Source organism: Psychromonas hadalis ATCC BAA-638, assembly GCF_000420245.1.
Taxonomy (GTDB): domain Bacteria; phylum Pseudomonadota; class Gammaproteobacteria; order Enterobacterales; family Psychromonadaceae; genus Psychromonas; species Psychromonas hadalis.
The window spans coordinates 1-19,923 of the sequence record NZ_ATUO01000035.1 but is presented as its reverse complement, the minus strand read 5'-3'; the positions used below and the strand labels follow the sequence as shown (position 1 = coordinate 19,923).

The 19,923-nt window shown below is 39.6% G+C and carries 16 protein-coding genes; 14 read left to right on the top strand and 2 right to left on the bottom strand.

Annotated elements, in window-relative coordinates:
- The 3 genes from nirD to G322_RS0106355 all read left to right on the top strand — a co-directional run bounded on the left by nirD (position 1) and on the right by G322_RS0106355 (position 3,860).
- Complete coding sequence (gene nirD / locus G322_RS0106365; RefSeq protein WP_022940975.1) at positions 1-348, top strand: nitrite reductase small subunit NirD; 348 nt, start codon at positions 1-3, stop codon at positions 346-348.
- A 54-nt stretch (positions 349-402) separates the two neighbouring features.
- Positions 403-1,875 carry a NarK family nitrate/nitrite MFS transporter gene (locus G322_RS0106360; protein WP_022940974.1) on the top strand — a complete coding sequence of 491 codons (1,473 nt, stop codon included), beginning with the start codon at positions 403-405 and terminating at the stop codon, positions 1,873-1,875.
- Between the two features lie 227 nt (positions 1,876-2,102).
- Positions 2,103-3,860 carry a bifunctional protein-serine/threonine kinase/phosphatase gene (locus G322_RS0106355; protein WP_022940973.1) on the top strand — a complete coding sequence of 586 codons (1,758 nt, stop codon included), beginning with the start codon at positions 2,103-2,105 and terminating at the stop codon, positions 3,858-3,860.
- Positions 3,861-4,209: 349 nt separating this feature from the next.
- Here the strand turns inward: G322_RS0106355 and G322_RS0106350 are convergent, their stop codons facing one another.
- Positions 4,210-4,428, bottom strand: coding sequence for a chitinase N-terminal domain-containing protein (locus G322_RS0106350; protein ID WP_022940972.1), 219 nt, complete (start codon positions 4,426-4,428; stop codon positions 4,210-4,212).
- Positions 4,429-4,980: 552 nt separating this feature from the next.
- On the opposite strand from G322_RS0106350, the gene G322_RS0106345 reads away from it, so the two are divergent.
- Positions 4,981-6,483, top strand: coding sequence for a lytic polysaccharide monooxygenase (locus G322_RS0106345; RefSeq protein ID WP_022940971.1), 1,503 nt, complete (start codon positions 4,981-4,983; stop codon positions 6,481-6,483).
- Between the two features lie 569 nt (positions 6,484-7,052).
- Here the strand turns inward: G322_RS0106345 and G322_RS0106340 are convergent.
- Positions 7,053-8,006 carry a 1-aminocyclopropane-1-carboxylate deaminase/D-cysteine desulfhydrase gene (locus G322_RS0106340; protein ID WP_211217134.1) on the bottom strand — a complete coding sequence of 318 codons (954 nt, stop codon included), beginning with the start codon at positions 8,004-8,006 and terminating at the stop codon, positions 7,053-7,055.
- 156 nt (positions 8,007-8,162) lie between these two features.
- On the opposite strand from G322_RS0106340, the gene G322_RS0106335 reads away from it, so the two are divergent.
- Genes G322_RS0106335 through G322_RS0106290 form a run of 10 tightly spaced genes read left to right on the top strand, consistent with a single transcriptional unit; the run spans position 8,163 to position 19,540 of the window.
- A complete protein-coding gene (locus G322_RS0106335) occupies positions 8,163-9,038 on the top strand; it encodes a hypothetical protein (protein ID WP_022940969.1) in 876 nt (291 codons plus the stop codon).
- On the top strand, positions 9,035-9,634 hold the full coding sequence (locus G322_RS0106330) for a hypothetical protein (protein WP_022940968.1): 600 nt from the start codon (positions 9,035-9,037) through the stop codon (positions 9,632-9,634). The genes G322_RS0106335 and G322_RS0106330 overlap by 4 nt, the downstream gene beginning before the upstream one ends.
- Positions 9,627-10,280 (top strand): hypothetical protein, encoded by a 654-nt coding sequence (locus G322_RS0106325; RefSeq protein WP_022940967.1) that lies wholly within the window; start codon positions 9,627-9,629, stop codon positions 10,278-10,280. Before G322_RS0106330 ends, G322_RS0106325 begins: the two co-directional genes overlap by 8 nt.
- On the top strand, positions 10,273-10,611 hold the full coding sequence (locus G322_RS0106320) for a hypothetical protein (protein ID WP_051143734.1): 339 nt from the start codon (positions 10,273-10,275) through the stop codon (positions 10,609-10,611). Before G322_RS0106325 ends, G322_RS0106320 begins: the two co-directional genes overlap by 8 nt.
- Positions 10,612-10,654: 43 nt before the next feature.
- Positions 10,655-12,325 (top strand): pilus (MSHA type) biogenesis protein MshL, encoded by a 1,671-nt coding sequence (gene mshL, locus G322_RS0106315; RefSeq protein WP_022940966.1) that lies wholly within the window; start codon positions 10,655-10,657, stop codon positions 12,323-12,325.
- Complete coding sequence (locus G322_RS0106310) at positions 12,322-13,227, top strand: ExeA family protein (RefSeq protein WP_211217133.1); 906 nt, start codon at positions 12,322-12,324, stop codon at positions 13,225-13,227. Before mshL ends, G322_RS0106310 begins: the two co-directional genes overlap by 4 nt.
- Positions 13,224-14,264, top strand: coding sequence for a tetratricopeptide repeat protein (locus G322_RS0106305; RefSeq protein WP_022940964.1), 1,041 nt, complete (start codon positions 13,224-13,226; stop codon positions 14,262-14,264). Before G322_RS0106310 ends, G322_RS0106305 begins: the two co-directional genes overlap by 4 nt.
- Before the next feature lie 8 nt (positions 14,265-14,272).
- Positions 14,273-16,084, top strand: coding sequence for a GspE/PulE family protein (locus tag G322_RS20060; RefSeq protein ID WP_022940963.1), 1,812 nt, complete (start codon positions 14,273-14,275; stop codon positions 16,082-16,084).
- Complete coding sequence (locus tag G322_RS0106295) at positions 16,084-17,304, top strand: type II secretion system F family protein (RefSeq protein WP_022940962.1); 1,221 nt, start codon at positions 16,084-16,086, stop codon at positions 17,302-17,304. Before G322_RS20060 ends, G322_RS0106295 begins: the two co-directional genes overlap by 1 nt.
- Positions 17,305-17,311: 7 nt before the next feature.
- Positions 17,312-19,540 carry a patatin-like phospholipase family protein gene (locus G322_RS0106290; protein ID WP_022940961.1) on the top strand — a complete coding sequence of 743 codons (2,229 nt, stop codon included), beginning with the start codon at positions 17,312-17,314 and terminating at the stop codon, positions 19,538-19,540.
- The last annotated feature ends 383 nt before the right edge of the window (positions 19,541-19,923 follow it).

Below are 19,923 nucleotides of genomic sequence, written 5' to 3'. Positions count from 1 at the left end.
ATGCAAACTCAAATAAACAGTGAGTGGACAACTATCTGTAAAAAAAATGAACTTAGCCCCAATGCGGGCACTTGCGCGCAGTTTAAAAATCAACAGGTCGCTATTTTTTTTTGTAAGCGCAGTGACAATATTTATGCGGTTGCAAATTTTGACCCCTTCGGTCAAGCCAACGTGATGTCACGAGGCATGATGGGCTCAACGGAGGGGAAAACCTATGTCGCATCACCTTTGTATAAACAGCGCTTTGATCTACGGACGGGGCAATGTTTTGAGTCAGCAGAGCATTCATTAAAAACCTACGCGGTACGCGTGGCTAATGAAAATGTTCAACTCAAGGAAGTGAGTTAATTAATTAGTTATAAATTTACATAGGTTTACTGAGTTTATCAATAAGGATTATTAATGAGTAGTTCATCATTTAACATTTTTTCTTTTTCGGGAAAAATGAAAACGTTGCATTTAAGTTGGATGGCATTTTTTATCACTTTTGCTGTGTGGTTTAACTTCGCACCATTATTACATGCAGTAAAAGAGAGTTTAGGGCTAACCTCTGAAGAGATAAAAACGCTACTGATTCTGAATGTAGCGATCACCATTCCTGCACGGGTTATTGTTGGTTCGTTGACCGATAAATATGGACCACGCGTGGTTTATTCTGCCTTACTCGCAATTTGTGCTATTCCATGTTTTGCCTTTGCGATGTCGGAAACCTTTCTGCAAGCGGCCATTTCACGATTTGCATTAGGCTTTGTTGGTGCTGGTTTTGTGATTGGTATTCGTTTGGTATCAGAATGGTTTCCGCATAATGAACTGGGCACGGCTGAAGGCATTTATGGTGGTTGGGGTAACTTTGGTAGTGCAGCTGCCGCATTTACATTACCAACTATTGCGTTAATGTTTGGTGGCGAAGACGGTTGGCGTTATGCAATGGTGATAACAGGCATTATCAGCCTGATATTTGCGTTTGTTTTTTATAACAATATCACCGATACACCTAAAGGCTCGACCTATTTTAAAGCGGAAAATGTAACCGCGATGGAAGTGACTTCAAAAGGAGATTTCTTTTTTCTACTGGTGATGAAAGTGCCAATGTATGCCGCACTGGCATTGCTTGCATGGAAGTTATCACCCGCCAATATAGAGATGATCTCAACGAACGTTACTTATTGTATTTATGGTGGCTTATTTGTTTTGTATCTTTATGAGTGGTCACAGGTTTGGAAAGTGAACAAATCCATTTTTAGCACACCAGTACCTGAAATACATCAATATAAATTCAAACAAGTGGCGGTGTTAAACGTGCTTTACTTTGCTACTTTTGGATCGGAATTAGCGGTTATTTCCATGTTACCGCTATTTTTCTTGGATACCTTTGAATTAACCCCTGTTGTTGCTGGCATGGTGGCGGCTGCTTATGCCTTTATGAATCTTGTTTCTCGACCGGGTGGTGGCTGGATATCAGATCGATGTGGACGTAAAGTCACGCTTATTATTCTGACCGCAGGTCTGGCACTCGGGTACTTGCTAATGGCGCAAATTGACGGTAGTTGGACGCTTTGGGTCGCGGTTGCTGCCGCTATGTTATGTTCTTTTTTTGTGCAGGCAGGAGAGGGGGCCGTGTTTGCAACCGTACCATTGATTAAACGCCGCATGACCGGACAAATTGCAGGCATGACTGGCGCTTACGGTAATGTTGGTGCAGTGGTTTATTTAACGATTTTATCCTTTGTCGATTACCAAACGTTCTTTTATGTGATCGCTGTGACCGCGTTTGGTGGTTTGATTACTCTGCTCTTTATGGTTGAACCGAAAGGCCAGATAGCGGAAATAAATCAAGACGGTAGTGTCACTATGATTGATGTTGGTAGCCATTAATTGTGCCGGGCGTTGCCATTTAAGGTTTGTCGTGGTTAAACTTCAGTTCTCTATGATAACCGTGTTGAAAAATGCTCATTTAAACCACTAAACTGCGCTTTTTCGCCTTGAACTAAGCTTAAATGGCTTAGCCCTGATCGTTTACAGTTTATTTTTATAAAAACACCTCAAACTTGAAGGGGTGCTGAGTAGTTACGGTTTATTTTAATAAAAAAAAGGAGGTGACGGTGACTAAAAAAGCACAAGCACAGCTTGAACTCTGTATTGGTGGTTTTTCTGATGCGGGTACACGTGCGACTAATCAAGATGCGTTTGCGGTAAAAGTACCGTCATCTTATTCAGAGAAGCAATATAAAGGCATTGTTGCTTGTTTGGCGGATGGTGTGAGCTGCAGTCACAATGCTCAGCAAGCCAGTCAAACCAGTGTGACGCAGTTTATAAATGACTATTATTGCACGCCCGATAGTTGGAGCATTAAGCTTTCAGCAAGTAAAGTTTTGAACTCCCTTAATGGTTGGTTATATCATCACAGTAAAGAAAACCTTCGTCATGATAGTCTAATCACAACTTTCAGTTGTATTGTTTTTAAATCCACCTCTGCGCATCTTTTCCATGTTGGAGATAGCCGTATTTATCGTTATCGAAATGGACTTTTAAAACAACTAACCCACGATCATGCACGACCTCTATATGCTAAAAAAACAGTATTAACCCGTGGATTAGGCATGGATTGTAATGTGGATATTGACTATCAAACGGTAGGATTACAACAGGGAGATGTTTTTCTACTAAGCAGTGATGGTGTGCATGATTGGTTAGCGAGCAATTGGTTGAGCGAGCGACTGTCAACGCTCAGTAAAGAAAAGTGTAGCTGCAATTTTTTAGAAAAAGTAGCACAAACAATTTGTAGTGATGCCTTATACAAAGGCAGTAACGATAATTTATCCTGTTTATTATTCAAGGTAGAAAGTTTACCGAACTCCGGTATTGAGGAGTTATTCAACCATGCGCTTAACTTAATTATTCCACCGGCTTTATCTGTGGGTAATGAGATTGATGGTTTTAAGATAGATAAAATTATCCATCAAGGCGCACGTAGTCATGTTTATTTGGCAACAGAGCAAAATACCAATAAACAACAGGTATTAAAAATGCCATCGTTAAATTTTGTTGATGATCTTGTCTACTTAAAAGGTTTTTGCAAAGAGCAGTGGGTAGGACAAAAACTAACCCAAACAAGTATCATGAAGATCCTGCCAAGTATCAAAGACTCCCCTTTTATATATCATATTTGTGAGCCTATAGAAGGCATTACCTTACGCAGTTGGATGGAAAATAATACCCATCCACCTTTAGTGCAGGTTTGCAATATCATCAAGAAAATAGTGTTTGCAGTGCGTATATTACAACGCTCAGCCATGGTGCATAGGGACTTAAAACCAGAAAATATTATCATCAGTGCAAATGGTGATATTACCTTGATCGACTTTGGCAGCATACAAATCGATAGTATTGATGAGATCATAACCGCCGAATCTGCTGAGCTACCATTAGGTGCGTTGGATTATATTGCTCCTGAGTATTTAAATGGTGGCCAAGCAACGTCATTATCCGATCTCTTTTCTATTGCGGTGATAAACTATGAGCTACTTTGTGGCGAATTACCTTATCTGCCGAGTACCTCACAATCATTACAGAAAGCAAGATCGTCACAGTGGCAGTATCGTCCTATTCAACAATTTAGAAATGATCTTCCTGAGTGGTTAAATAAAGTGTTGGAAAAAGCAACGCAGCCAATATTAGCTAAACGTTACACGGCAATGAGTGAATTTATAAGTGACTTATCACCTGTGAATAAAAATGCACCTAAAAATAGATCGTCATTATCACTTATCGAACGAAATCCACTTCGATTTTGGCAGTCTTTTAGCTTCGTCTTTGTTGTCATCGCGATGATTGAATTATTTGTTATTTTACTGGGATAGGGAAAGCAGGCGATAATAAATAAGGGATGCAATTAATTTACCTGTTGATTTGTTCCACACATAAGGGGCTTCAGTTTGCTCATCGTAACCGGCTACAAAACCGTTAATACCTTTTTATCAGCACCAAGCATGTACATTTTTAAGGCTCTGTTCCATTTTACTGTTGTTACGATGCAATCCTTTGAATTACATGGCATTATAAAAAAGTTGAATTTCATTCAATCTCAACATTGACAAGGAGTTAAATACTTGTAAATTAATCGACAACCATATTATGGAACAGAGCCATTTTTAATGTCTTTGTCATCGATAACACCCGCTTTCCAAACACTCTGTGCTTTAGTCGCGATTAATTTTCACCTGTCATTGGATCTGTTAGGCTTGATTCCATCATGCCATTCCATTGATTAAATTTAATGACGATGTTTGCTTGTCCGTTGTATTTAACCATAGACTTGTAACCAGAGGTTGTGTCCCTGGCTAATTCGATTTTAGAGAATTGTAGGTTGTTTGAAGCGTACCTATCGATGTTTGGTGCTGCAGGCACTGCGCTTGCAATCGCTGCCAATATTGATGCCGCTAGAATATTTCTCTTTATACATTCATTCCTTTTTTTGTAAGTGATCTAAGGCTCGACTTCAAAATCATTTGTGCTTTTGTTTTCAAAATAACCAGTTATTTCAGGCTTTTTGAAAACAATTTAGCGCAAGTTATTGTGTAACGATTCCTAAATAATTAAATCAAGCAAAGGAGAGGAATTAATATCAATAAGGAAGGGTGAGTTATTCACGAAAAGTGTCAACAGTCCTTATTCATCTAATTGCCTATCCTTGGCCTGTCATCATCGATAATTAAGTAGTCTCCAGACTCTATTTGATGATGTTTAAACTTTTGTCTTACTCTTTTCAGATTAAGGAAAATTTGACTATATTGTTGTTACTTCTCAAGAAGTGATTTAACATATTTTTGACATTTGGTGCTATTTCTGTGAGTTAGATCGGGAATACAATGGTTAGCTCTGTACAATGCCATTTGTGAGTTTTACTCGCTTCTTAATCACTTTTAAGGTTTGTTAGACAACTTATTACAGGTGATTTTCACAACAAAAGGAATTGTAGTTATGAAACGTTTTAGTTTAAAACTGATCACTGTCGCCATGTTTGGTAGTGTTGCAATCAGTAGTTTACCCGTCTCTGCCCATGGATATTTAAGTTCACCAGCAGCTCGGCAAGTAAGTTGTTATAACGATGGGGGATATTGGTCAACGAACGGTAAAGATATTCCTAATGCAGCCTGTAAAGCCGCGTTTGATGAGAGTGGAACAACGCAGTTTGTACAAAAAAATGAGATTGCTAAGCTAGTCAGTGATTACAATAATATGGAGGCGGTTAAACAAGCGATTCCAGATGGGCAGATTTGTTCGGCGGGTGATAGCAGTAAATCGGGGCTCAATTTAGCGCATCCTGATTGGAAAAAAACAGTGGTGCAAGTCAGTGCTGAAAATACTATTGCGGTTGAACATATTGCGACAGCACCTCACAATCCCTCTTTTCGTCAGTTTTACTTAACCAAAGAGAGTTATGACTCAACGCAACCTATTAACTGGGATGATTTAGAGCTTATCCATGTTGATGACTACACTGTGATGGCAAAGAATAATACCTTTATTATTCCAGTCCCTGCTGGTCGCAGTGGTGATGCGGTTTTAGTGAGTCGGTGGCAGCGTTACGATCCTGCTGGTGAAGGTTTTTATAACTGTGCGGATATTACCCTTGTTGCAAATGGCATACCAATTGAAGTGACGCCGACACCTGAGCCAATCGATCCTGTTGTTAGTTTAGTTGAACTAGGTAGTTTTCTCGAAACGGGCATTCTTAGCAACAGTGAAGTCGACGATAGCGTGCGTTTTCGTGTTTTTAATGCCGCGGGTGTAGAAACAACAGACGTATCACTTGTTGTGACCATGCAAAATGTAGGTTCATGGCCGGGTGATATTGCAGACATGGTGATGCAGGATACCAATGACACATGGGTCATTGGTAACTGGCATGGCGATCATTATATGTATGATTGGAATAACCATTATGCTAATAAAGTGTTTGCACCAGCCAATGAATTTTCCTATCAATTATCATTAATTAAATTTGTACCTGTCACACCAACACCTGTTATTACGCCAGCACCTGTTATTGGTGATGTGATTATTTTTATTCCCGGTGAAACGAAGGTAGGTAATGGTGATGTTGTTGCTTATGATGGTGCTTGTTTTGAAGCGCAGAACAATCCCGGAACTTGGGAAACACCAAAAGTAGGTTCTTGGTTCTGGAATGAAGTAAGTTGTGAAGGGAGCACTGTCGTGACACCTGCACCTGTTGTCACTCCTATACCCGTTGTAGTGACGCCCACTCCTGTGGTTGCAACTCCGACACCAGTAGTTGTGACTCCGATTCCAGTCACTACGCCAACACCGGCAGTTAGTGATTCAACATGGGGTGCTAGCACTATTTATAACAGTGGTGATTCAGCTGTACTAAATGGTGTTACTTATATTGCTGGCTGGTGGACCAAAGGACAAGAGCCCGGCACAACGGGGAAATGGGGGGTATGGAAAGAGGTTAAATAACTCTCTTTCACTAAATCAATAAAAAAGGGGTGCAATTGCATCCCTTTTTACGTTTAATGATCTGGCAATCTCATTTATATCTTTTTCCAAACTGCCCATTCACCTAATTTTTTAGGATCTTGTCCTTTATACCATTTCGCTTAATATAATGATCAGGTTTTACGTAGGGAAAATAGCTAAGGTCAAGGCGCATGATTGAGTAATAAGCAAAATGGTCATTTTTTTTGTACTGCGTACTGTTTGACGAAGTCAAATAGAGCTGCTGGCTATTGCGATTGAATGCAACGCAGGTATTAGTCCTACTTTCTGATGATGAAATTAACAAGTGATTATAAAGTAAACTTATTCTGTTTGTTTAAAGCCGGTTTTTCCTGCAGTGAGATTGTACTCGCGAGTCGTGTTTTAGCCGTTTATGTTGCATCGTTAAACTTCCTTGTCAGTTATGGGTAAGCATCCTGCTTGGTGTGGAACTGTTCGCGGTAAGTGTTAACTATCTTTACCTCTCTCATAATGCTTGTTTAACATTTTTTTAAAAAGTGTGCGCGATCACTTTACTTTAAGAGGGCGGTTTATTTTTTATCTGAAGCTCGTTTTTTTAAACCTTGCAACCCTTGTAAGCCACCCGTATGTAAGGCGATGATATGCTCTCCCGCTTTAAAATAGTCCTGTTTAATCAGCTCAAATAGAGCATAAAACATTTTTCCTGTGTAGATGGGTTCAATGGGGATGGTTGTCTGTTTCTCAAATGTTTGGCAAAAATCAAGCAGTTGTGCTGATATTTTTGCATAACCACCCCCATGAAATTCTGTTTGTAATTGCCACGGTACTGTTGCTTTAATCGCACCTTGTTGCAGTAATATATTAATATTATCAACTAAATAATCCGCCTCTTTTAATACTGCAATACCGGTTATTTTTGGGGCTGTGTTGTTCTGGTTGTGTGAAAAGCCTGCAATCAAACCCGCGAGTGTGCCCCCACTGCCTGTTGCAGTAACAATATGGTCTATTTTTTTGTTACACTGACTTTTTATCTCATTGCAAAGCTCTGACATGCCAATTAATGCAAGGTGATTACTTCCTCCTTCGGGAACGATAAACGCATCGGGAAAGCGCAGTTGAAGCTGTTGTAAATATTCACACTTATGGCGCTCTCTGTACTCTTTGCGCGTGACAAAATGCAGTTGCATCCCCCATTTTTGGGCTTGTTTTAGTGTCGGGTTGTTGGCGTAATGGGCTTCACCTCGAATGATGGCACTGGTCTTAAAACCAAAATAGAAACCTGCGGCGGCTAAAGCATGGATATGGTTTGAGTATGCACCACCAAAGCTAACGATGTGGTTAATGCCCTGTTTTCTCGCTTCAAGAAGATTAAATTTTAATTTCCGCCATTTATTACCGGATATATGAGGGTGTAAAAGATCATCCCTTTTCACGCTAACTGTTATTTTTTTCTTATCAAACAACGGGTGAGTAATTTCCTGTAAAGGAGAGGGACATATTAATTTTTGTAGTTGCTTTTGCAGTAACTTTTGTTGATCGATTGGTGATTTTTTCACTATTTCTCGGCCTGCTTAATAGATTTAAAAAATAAAATTAATATTTTACCGTTTTATCGCTTATTATTCATCGGTAACTTTCAATAAAACAATCAATAAAACAAAGAGAAAGCCATCGTAACTATGCTTAAAAAATTGTTCAATAAAAAAATAGAAAAACAGATCAGCCTCTATTTAGGTGGCAAGCAAATTGCAATTTGTCATCAGCAAGAGGGAGACTTAGTTTTGCTGGCTAAAAAGGCAATCAACTCGGAAAATCAATGGCTGGATGTTTTTAGTGCATTGGTTACTGAACATCATTTACAAGGAGCGCTTGTTTCTGTGGTGTTAGGCCGAGAATTCTATCAAACTCTGGATCTTGAAAAACCTAAAGTAGAGGAATCTGAGTTATTAGCGACACTGCCTTTTAGTATTAAAGATCTGGTTTCTGAAAGTGTATTTGATCTGGTGGTGGATTATTACGATATGCCTTTTCAGCAACGTAAAGGGGAGCAGATAACCGTTATCTACTTACCCCAAACACGTGTATTGACGATCCGAGATATGTTATTAACGCTGGGTTTGAAGCTGAAAGGGATCACTGTCGAAGAGCTTGCTTTAACTGCGTTATTAGGCATGCATGATGAAACGAATATTTTACTCTCACAGCAAAATAACGAGTTGGTATTAACCGTCGTCAAGCAGGGACAACTTTATTTTACCCATCGATTACGAGGCTTTAATGAGTTACTGGCATTACCATTGGAAGAGGTGGAAAATGCGTTGCTCGATGGCCTCAGTTTAGAGTTACAGCGCGCGCTCGATTACATCAATTCACAATTAGGTATTAATACTATTGGTACGTTATATCTTGCGTTAGTTTGCCCCGATATAAAAATACTCTCTGAAAAATTGGGCAATTATTTAGCGCGTAATGTTGTGCCCTACGGAGAGGATGATCAATATGATTTTCTTGCGATCCTCGCTTATGGCGGTTTAATTGCAGAGAGTAAAGCATGAAAATACAATTAAATCTGTATCATCCTAGTTGTTACCCTAAACGTGAAAAAGCAACGTTTAGGCAGCTGTTGTCACTGCTCACACTTTGTATCAGCGCTTCATTGCTCTGTTATTTTGTTGTTAACAAGCAGGCTCAAACATTGAATGAATTAATCTTAATTCAAAAAATACAATTGACGGATAAACAGTTACAGTTATCCGATTTAGTCGTTGAATTGCAAAAGAATCGTGCGCCCGATAATAAGCTACGCCAACATGCCACTTTGCAAAGTGAGATAAAAGCGAAGCAACGTTTACTCTCGAGCTTAGCGGGCATTGATTTACAAGAGCAGTTAAGCTTTTCAGCGCTGATGCGTGGTTTATCTTATGCTGATATGCCTGATGTAACCCTTCATCGGTTCTCGATGGTGGAGGGGATTTTGAATATTGAAGGTGATGCAAAACAGAGTGATTCTGTGCCTTTGTGGTTATCTAATATGCAAGTGACCGCAGCGTTACCATCGGTTGCATTTAACGCATTATCAATTTCAGAACAGCGTGGTTTTTTCACTTTCCAGTTAACCAACAGTAAGTTAAAGGGGAAAAATAGTGAATAAATTCAGTTACCAAATACTGGAAAAAAGTTTTAATAAACTGACCTTGCGTGAACGTTTTATTATGTTGGGTGCATTACTTATTTGTAGTGTCTCTATCAGTTATTTTTGGATCATCGATCCTGCCAATATTCAGCAAATAAAAAAAGAAAAAGTGCGACAAAAAAGTGTGCAAGCCTCAAAGGTAATTGACAGCGAGATAGCCATAATTAAAGCGCGTTTATTACAAGATCCTCTGCAAGAGATCAATAATAAAATTGCATTTTCAGAGGTAACCCTCTCTGCGCTCGATAAGCAACTCGATGATAAACTGGTGAAGTTTATTCATGCACAAAAAATGCCCATCGCACTGACTAAGCTATTAAGTAAAAGCCCAGGCGTGAGGATTAGTAGCTTAAAATCATTACCTATTAAGGCATTTAATTCATCAGCACAAACGAGCAATGAAGATGTTTTTTACAAACATACATTAGAGATAACACTGATGGGTGATTATAACGCTATCTATCAATACCTATTAAACTTAGAAACGCTACAAGAGAAATTTTACTGGCACTCATTGAATTATGAGGTGAGTAACTACCCACTTGCAGAGGTAACTATTCAAATATACACATTAAGCGACCAGCAGGATTTAGTCAGTGGTTAAATATATATTTATTATGCTATTTATTAGCTCAAACCTTTTTGCACAAAGTGAAGTTGCGCAAAGGGAGGTGTTGGTTGATCCAACCAAACCGTTAAATTTTCAGGTCAAAAAGGTAAACAAAGTTTATCGCGCTGGCCTGCCAACATTACAAAGTATTATTATTAAACAGGGTAAGCAACAAGCCATTTTGGACAATAAAATGTACCAAAAAGGGCAGTGGATTAATGGTTATAAAATAACCAAAATTGACAAGAAAAAAGTGTTACTAGAATATCAAAATAAAACTTATAAATTGACCTTATATTCATCAAGTGAACGCTTTACCGATTAAGGCGCCCTGCGCTAAGAAAACAGAAAGATGGGAAAATAGAAAGATGAAAAAAATTATATCAATTAGCTGTTGCCTTTTACTGTTAACTGCATGTCAGATAACAAAAAAAAATGATGCCAGTGCGCAAAAAGAACTACTAAAAACAACCGAAGATAAACAGATTTCGGCGCTTATTCTGCCTAAAGATATTGAAGCCGAATTATATGCTGAGCTTGGTGAAGAGCAACAAGCGCTTTATGTTGAAGAGAAACGTATTGATATCTCCGCGCGTGATGTTGATGCTCGTCTATTTTTTGCTTCAATGATCGATGATTCTGACTACAGCGTGGCGATTCACCCTGATGTCACTGGCGAGATAACACTCTCTTTAAAACAGGTTACCCTTGCTGAGGCAATACGTGTTATTGAAGATATGTATGGCTATGAAGTAAAACTTAAAGGGCGTATTTATTATATCTACCCAGCGGGAATGCGTGTTGCGAGTTTTACCCTTGATTATCTCTTTATGAACCGCGGTGGTGCATCGCGAACAACCGTCTTGTCGGGCGGATTAACCGATGGGAATAGTCGTGACGATAACAATAGTAATGATGATGACTCCTCTTCATCGACCTCTTCAACGGGCAGTTACGATGATCCCGGTAGTATGAAGATGAAAGAGTTAGAAGGTAAGTTAGATTCAGATGGTGTACAAAGTGGCACTAAAATAACCACTATTACTAGTACCAATTACTGGGCTTATTTGGAATATAAGATTAATGCATTGCTGGAAAATAAAAAAGGCCGTAATGTGATTATTAGTCCGATGTCAGGGGTGATTACCGTACGTGCTTATCCTAATGAAATTAGGGTGATACGTGAATTTTTAGAAAGAGAGACGGATCACCTTACTCGCCAAGTTATCCTTGAGATGCAAATTATTGAAGTAACGTTAAGTGATGAGTATCAGCAGGGTATTAGTTGGTCAAATACAGGTGATACTTTTGGCAGTACAGATATCCTATTTGATAGTGTGCATAAAATTGCTGATAGTTTAATTCGCAATACCATTGGTGGTGGTGGCGCGTTAACGATTAGTAATGGCTCATTTAATGCAGTTGTTTCGTTGCTTTCCACGCAAGGTGATGTAAACGTACTCTCTAAACCACGGATCACTGCAATGAATAATCAGAAAGCGGTGATTAAAGTGGGCGGGGATGAGTATTTTGTGACTGGCATCTCGACGACAACGGTGACGGGTACTGCGACAACATCAAGCCCTACGGTAGAGTTAACACCTTTCTTTGCGGGAATATCGGTCGATGTTACACCAAAAATTAATGATGATGACTCTGTTATATTACATATTCATCCGAGCATTATTGATATTGAAGAGCAGATAAAAACCATTAGTTTTGGGGGGGATATTGGCGATCTCATCATACCCGTTGCTAAAAGTGACGTGCGTGAGACAGATACCGTGGTAAAAGCTAATTCAGGTGATGTGATTGTGATTGGTGGTTTAATGAAAACTATCGAAAAAGATTTGATTTCTAAAGTGCCTTTTATTGGCGATATTCCTTGGTTAGGCGAGTTATTTACTAATCGTCAAAAAGTAAGTTACAAAACTGAGTTGGTTATTTTAGTAAGACCACAAGTGGTGAAGAAAAATACTTGGAAACAGGAGATACAAAAATCTTCTGATCTGATTGAAAAATGGTACCCATCGAAATGATCTATTTAAAACACTTTGGATTAGAAAAAGTTCCCTTTTCATTAACCGCAGATCCGCATTTTTATATCGACTTTATTCCTCATAAAGAGGCATTAGAGGTGATCACTACTGCACTCTCTTTTGGTGAAAGTATTCTAAAAATTACCGGTGAGGTGGGTACGGGTAAAACGTTACTTTGTAATAAATTACAGCAAGAGTTAGCTGAGCAATATTTAATTTGCAACATCGATAACCCCTATTTAAGTGCCCATGAACTGCGTTGTGTATTGGCTAATAAAATTGGTATCAATAAAATTGATTTTGAAGATCAGTTTCTACTTACCGAGAAAATTAAACAGCGCTTATTAATATTGCTTGGCGAAGATACCAAAGTATTAGTCTTGGTGGATGAAGCGCAAGCATTGCCCGATTCTACCTTGGAAGCATTACGTCTATTTTCTAACCTTGAAACATACTCTCAGAAACTGTTGCAAGTTGTCCTGTTTGGCCAACCTGAGCTTGATGTACGCCTTGCTGATAATAAACTGCGCCAACTGCGCCAACGTATCACTTTTTCTTATCAACTTCGCGCTCTCTCAGAAAAAGAGATTGAGCATTATATAAGTGCCCGTTTAAAGCAAGCGGGTTATCGTGGCGCGCGTCTATTTAGTCGCAGTGTGTGTCGTAAAATTAGCCAAGCAAGCCGTGGTATTCCTCGTTTGATTAATGTGCTTGCCCATAAAGTCTTAATCTTAAGTTATGGGCAGCAACACTATAAAATTACCAATAAACTGGTTCAAGAGGCGGTTGCAGACACAGAAGATGCTTATACCGTGCAATCAAATACACTTTGGTGGTTATTATTGCTCTCGTTTATCATACTTAATGGCACCCTGTTATTATGGTGGAAAGGGCTATTATGAGTATCATCAACAAGATGCATCAAGATCTACAAGCAGATGAATCACCTATATTAGCATCCATGCCGACTAAAAAACGTCATCAGAAACGGTTGCTTTTTATTTTAATTAGCCTGTTACTGGCTTCGTCAATTGGCCTTTCTTATCTTATTTATAATAAAGAGGGAGACATTGAAAGCATAACGGAAATAACCCAAGCAGATGTATTCATGGTCTCATCAAATGATCCCATTAGTGCAGTAAAAAGAGTGGCTGTGGCCATTAAGCCGAGTGTGATACCTGTAGTAACACTTCCTGCGCCCGTTGTTATCGCTGCCACCATAACGCCAACCTCAATACCCACGGTCGTACCTACGCCTGTGCACAAAGTGATTGTGATGAAAGAGAATGTCTCTGTAAAAGCAGAGCCTGTCGCACCGGAAAAAAAATCGGGTCATTTAGAGATAAAAAAATCGGTATTAAGTAACTTACAACGTGCTGAACTGCACCTTAAGCGCGCTTCAATAGCACGTAAAAATAATGACTTAACATTAGTGGCAAGAGAGAAAAGTAGGGCATTAGCGATTAAACCTGATCTACATGAAACGCGTAAATCATTAGCACTTTATTACTATGGGATTGGTGAACAGCGCCAAGCCACCAACCTGTTAAAAAAAGGGGCGCTTACATACCCTGATTATTCTGATTTTAACTTGATGTTGTCACGTATTGCTTTAAGAAATGGTGATCAACAAAAAGCTTATCTTTATCTAAATCAGTATCCGCCTAAGGTTAAAGGTAATCTTGATTATCATGTCAGTTATGCCATTTTGGCACAAAAATTTGAAAAATATGCACAATCTGAACGTTTGTATCAAGGGTTATTATTGGTGCGTCCAAGCAATGGTCGTTGGCGGATGTCACTGGCGATTGCTCAAGATAAACAGGGTAAAAAGGGCTTCGCAGTTGAGAGCTATCAAAAAGCATTGTTGCAGATCGATCTTTCCAGTAAAGCCAAAAAATATATTAATCTACGTTTAACCTATTTAGCTAATCAGTAAGGGAAACCATGAAACCGCAACTAAAAAAACGTTTAGGTGATCTACTTGTCGATGAGCAACTGATTAGCGAAGTGCAATTGGAAAATGCTTTAAAAGAGCAGCGTAACCTGGGATTGAAACTGGGGGCAACCTTGATTCATTTAGGTTACATCGATGAAGATCAGATGCTTACCTTTCTTGCTCAGCAACTTAATATAAAAATTGTAAATCTGCTCCAAGTCAAAATAGATCACAATGCGGTGCAACTTATCCCCGAGGTGCATGCACGTCGTTTACGTGCGTTAGCAATTCATGATAATGGTGAAATGATCACCCTTGTTGTGTCAGATCCTGCCGATCTACACAGCTTGGATGTACTATCAACGTTGTTAAAAGGGCGCCCTTTTGAGTTGATGATTGCCCGCGAAGATCAATTAATTGAATCGTTTGACAGAGTTTATCGCCGTACCAAAGAGATCGCTTCATTTGCCGTTAAGTTAAGTGAAGAGCATGGCGAAACCTCTGCCTTTGATGTCAGTGGTTTAGAGTTAGGGGGGGAAGGTTCGGATGCAACCGTGGTTAAATTATTACAGTCTCTGTTTGAAGATGCTGTGCAGGTTGGCGCATCAGATATTCATATCGAACCCGATGAAAAAGTGTTACGTATTCGTCAACGTGTTGATGGTGTCTTACAAGAAACTCTGTTACCAGAAAGTGGTATTGCCAGTGCCTTAGTATTACGTTTGAAATTGATGGCACAACTTGATATCTCAGAAAAACGTTTGCCGCAAGATGGTCGTTTTAATATCAAGATTAAAGGTAAAAGCATTGATATTCGTGTTTCTACCATGCCGATTCAAGAGGGAGAGTCAGTGGTGATGCGTTTATTGGATCAGTCTGCTGGCATACTTACCTTTGATGAAATTGGTATTCCTCCACACCTGCGTGTGCGTTTAGAGTTACAACTAAAGCGCCCTAATGGATTAATTCTCGTTACAGGGCCGACAGGCAGTGGTAAAACGACCACTCTTTATTCTGCTTTGAATATTTTAAATAAACCGGGTAATAAAATCATTACCGTTGAAGATCCTGTTGAGTATCGACTGCCTCGTGTTAATCAAGTACAGGTTAACACTAAAATTGGTTTAACCTTTTCGACTGTATTGCGTACTGCACTGCGTCAAGATCCCGATATTCTATTGGTGGGTGAGATGCGTGATAGCGAAACCATGGAGATAGGTATCCGTGGTGCATTAACAGGGCATTTAGTACTTTCAACCTTGCATACTAATGATGCAATTAGCAGTACATTACGATTACTCGATATGGGCGCGCCAGGTTATTTGGTAGCGAGTGCTTTGCGTGCGGTGATAGCGCAGCGTTTGATTCGCCGTTTGTGTGGGAACTGTAAAACACAACATGAAACACCGCTGGATCAACAACTGTTATTAGACCAGCTCAGCAGCGAATCATTACAAGGTACCTCTTTTTACTGCGCACCGGGTTGTCAGCGTTGCCAGTTTACAGGGTATCGAGGTCGTATCGGTGTGTTTGAACTGCTTGAACTCGATGACGATATGATATCTGCACTGCGTATTGATGATACTGAAGCTTTTTCAGTGGCAGCCAAAAAATCACCCTATTTTGAGCCATTAGCGATTGCAGCTTTGGATTATGCAAAACAGGGGATCACTTCATTAGAAGAGGTATTTAAACTGGTGGATCGTTTTGAAAGTGTTGCGCCAGTTAAGCAGAGTCAGCCTGTACCTGATAGTGAGTCTGCTGAATCAGGATTAACACTTGCTCCTCGTGAACCTTCATCATTAGATACTCTTCGTTAATGGCTACTTTTAAATACATTGGCCGTGATACACAGGGAAACGCGGTCAACGGTGAAGTTGAAGCAAGTTCACGTGACACTGCAGCGGATCAAGTGATGCAAAAAGGGGTGTTACCTAGCTCAATCAAAGAGAAAAAATCAGGCGGTGGAGATCTTGATCTGACGTTGATTTTTGCACCTAAAGTGAATTTTTCTGATTTGATTATATTTACTCGACAAATATATTCGTTAACCAAAGCGGGCATTCCTATTCTGCGCGCCATTAATGGCCTTGCTGAATCGACCCATTCCAAATTATTAAGTGAATCATTACAAGATGTATTAACACGTATGCGTAATGGTTATTCACTCTCTGCCGCCATGAGTGCACACCCACGTGTTTTTTCACAGCTCTACGTTTCATTGATTCAAGTGGGCGAAAATACCGGTCAACTCGATCGTATTTTTCTGCAACTTTCAGAATATCTTGAGCAAGAGATAGAAACACGAAAACGGGTTAAAAGTGCGATGCGTTACCCAATGTTTGTGATGATTGCATTGGCGGTTGCGATGGTTATCTTAAATATTTATGTGATCCCAACCTTTGCAGGTATGTTTGCTAAATTTCATGCTGAACTGCCTTGGACCACACAAGTTTTACTTGGGACATCCTCTTTCTTTGTTAATTATTGGCCTCTTATGTTGGGGATTTTAGTGGCAACTTTTGTGGGTGGGAAGATTTGGCTAAATAGCCCAAGGGGCGCATATCTATGGGATAGATGGAAATTAAAAATTCCCATTGTGGGCAGTGTCATTGAGCGTTCACTGTTAGCACGTTTTTCTCGTAGTTTTGCCATGATGTTAAGTGCAGGTGTCCCCCTTAATAATGCCCTTTATTTGATCGCACATGCGGTTGATAACAATTATTTACAAGAAAAAATATTAGCGATGCGCAGTGGCATTGAAGCGGGTGATCCGTTATTAAAAACGGCTACGGCAGCTGGCTTATTCACTCCATTGGTATTACAGATGATTGCGGTCGGCGAAGAGACGGGACAGGTGGATGAACTGCTTAATGAAGCTGCTGATTTTTATGAGCGCGAAGTGGATTATGAACTTAAAAATATGACCGCTAAAATCGAGCCTATTTTGATCTCTATTGTGGCGGGTATGGTACTTATTTTAGCATTAGGTATTTTTACACCAATGTGGGATATGATGGGAGCGATGAAGGGTGGTTAAGGTTTTTATGCGTGGTTTTTTATTCGTCTGTTTAGTGAGTTTTGCATTTTCAGCAATGGCGCGTCCTAAAATTGGATTAGTGCTCAGTGGTGGTGGTGCTAAAGGCGCAGCTCATATTGGTGTATTAAAAATCTTAGAAGCTAATAATGTGCCTATCGATTATGTCGTCGGTACGAGTATTGGCTCTTACATTGGTGGTTGGTATGCACTGGGTTATAGTCCTGCCCAAATTGAAGATATTATGCTCAATACCTACTGGGATAAAGGATTTTCTGATTTTATCCCGCGTGAAAATCTATTATATGAAGATAAAAAACTCCGAGATAAATATAACCTTACTTTTAGATTAGGTTACAGCGATGGCAAATTAAAGATGCCCACTGGACTTTTTTTGGGGCAATCTGCACAGCAACTCCTAAAGCTTTCAACGGGGGCTGTCGGTATATTTGATAGTTTCGATGATCTCGCTATCCCGTATCGTGCCGTCGCCGCCGATATAAGTAGCTCAGAAGTCGTGGTATTAAGCAGTGGTAGCATTACCCAAGCAATGAAAGCTTCCTCAGCAGTGCCGGGGGCTTTAGAGCCCGTTGAAATCGATGGGAAATTGTTAGTTGATGGCATGATTGCTAATAATATGCCTGTTGATGTTGTGCGTGCAATGGGTGCGGATATTATTATCGCTATTGATATAGGCTCTTCCCTGTTAAAAAAAGAACAGATAAATAGCACCGTGGATATACTGGGTCAGTTATCCACTATCCTTACCATTAATACCACCAATCATCAAAAATCCCTGCTTAAAGAGGGCGACCTTCTTATTCGCCCTGATATTGATGATCTCAGTCCGACTGATTTTTCTATTCTTGGTATTGCGTTAGAAAAAGGAGAGCAGGCGGCGCTTGAAAATTTGACAAGAATCCGTGAGCTTAGTGTGACAGATAAAGAGTTTGCACAATATCGTTTTGCAAAAAAACAGAAAAGCCGTACTTGGATGCTACCTCTTTTTCACCCTGTTATTGACATCGAATACGACAATCAATCTAAGGTTGCGCTTTCTATTATTGAGAAGCACTTTTCTATCGTGATAGGAGATGTTGTTAGTAAGGAGCAGTTAGAGGCTGCTATTGACAGCGTTTATGCACTTAATCGTTTTGATTATGTTAATGCTGAATTTGTTGATGGAGAGTCGGGTCGTACCGTTGTGTTAACCACTAAAGCTAAATCATGGGGGCCAAATTATCTGCATTTTGGCTTTGATTGGCAAGGGGATTTATCTAATACATCGATGATTTCGGTGGATTTTGCCTATCTATTAACGGATGTTACCAAGAATGGGGGGCAGTGGAAAAATGAGCTCTCTATTGGTTGGGAAAGTGCTGTGTCTACCGAGTTTTATCAACCCCTCAATAAACAGCAGGATATATTTTCACGTATTCGCGCACAATATAAAGAGGACAAGTTTGCAGAGAATAAGTTTAATGCTGATCAGCTTCGCCCTGAATTACGTAATCGCTTTGCTGAATTACGTCTAGGGGTTGGTTATCATTATAATGATTATGGGCTTTCTGAGATTGGATTTGTGGGTGAGTTAGGGACCGTACATTTTGATGATCCCTTTTATGATGAGCTAGATTATGATTCTTTAGGCGCTTATTTATCATTAGGATATGACTCCCTAAATAGTATTAACTTTCCAACACAGGGTAATAAAGTACTTTTTGAGGTTTATTTGCGCAAGGATAATTATCTGCATAATCAGATTGAAAATCAAGATGAACCATCCATTGAACTAAGCCTTGATTGGCGTGGTGCGCTGGGATTAGGGCATCATACTTTTGTGGGTATTGGCTCCTTTGCAACGGTTTTGAGCGATAATGATTTCTCTCTTCGTTACTCTGAATTAGGCGGGTTTTTAAACCTGTCGGGTTATCAAAAAGATGCATTAATTGGCGCACATAAAGTGTTTGGTGCAGTGGTTTATCAATATGATTTAGGGCGTGATATTCCCGGGGGAACAGGTCTACCTCTTTATCTAGGCACAAGTATTGAAAGTGGTAATGTTTGGACATTAAAAGAATCTGTAAATATTGATGAGCTAGTGACAGCAGGTAGTATTTATTTAGGTACCGACACGAGTTTTGGCCCCGCTGTTATCGGTGTCGGATATGCGACCAGTTTTGGTTCTTATGAAGAAGATGAGATGACTGTATTTTTCTCATTAGGAAAAAATTGGTAGTAAAGCTGACAGCTAAACGCGATCAGCTGTCAGTTAATATTATACCAATCCGCCTAAGTAACTGATCGTTTTTACTGGTTTAAATGACTAATATCTGCGTTGCATTCAATCGCAATAGCCGGCTATTACTCAATCATGCGCCTTGACCTTAGTAATTTACTCTGCGTAAAACCTGATCATTATATTAAGCGGAATGGTATTATACCATATATGGACCCTCTCCGATTGCAAGACAATTTTGATCGTTGAAATAGAGTGCATTGCAGCCATATATTCGGCTTTTTTATGAGGTATCACTGATGCCTCTAGCCCTGATGGATTTCCGCCCCTATTACCTCATCAATCCGGCGGCTTATTATAGCCCTTGGTATAAAAAGGTTTCC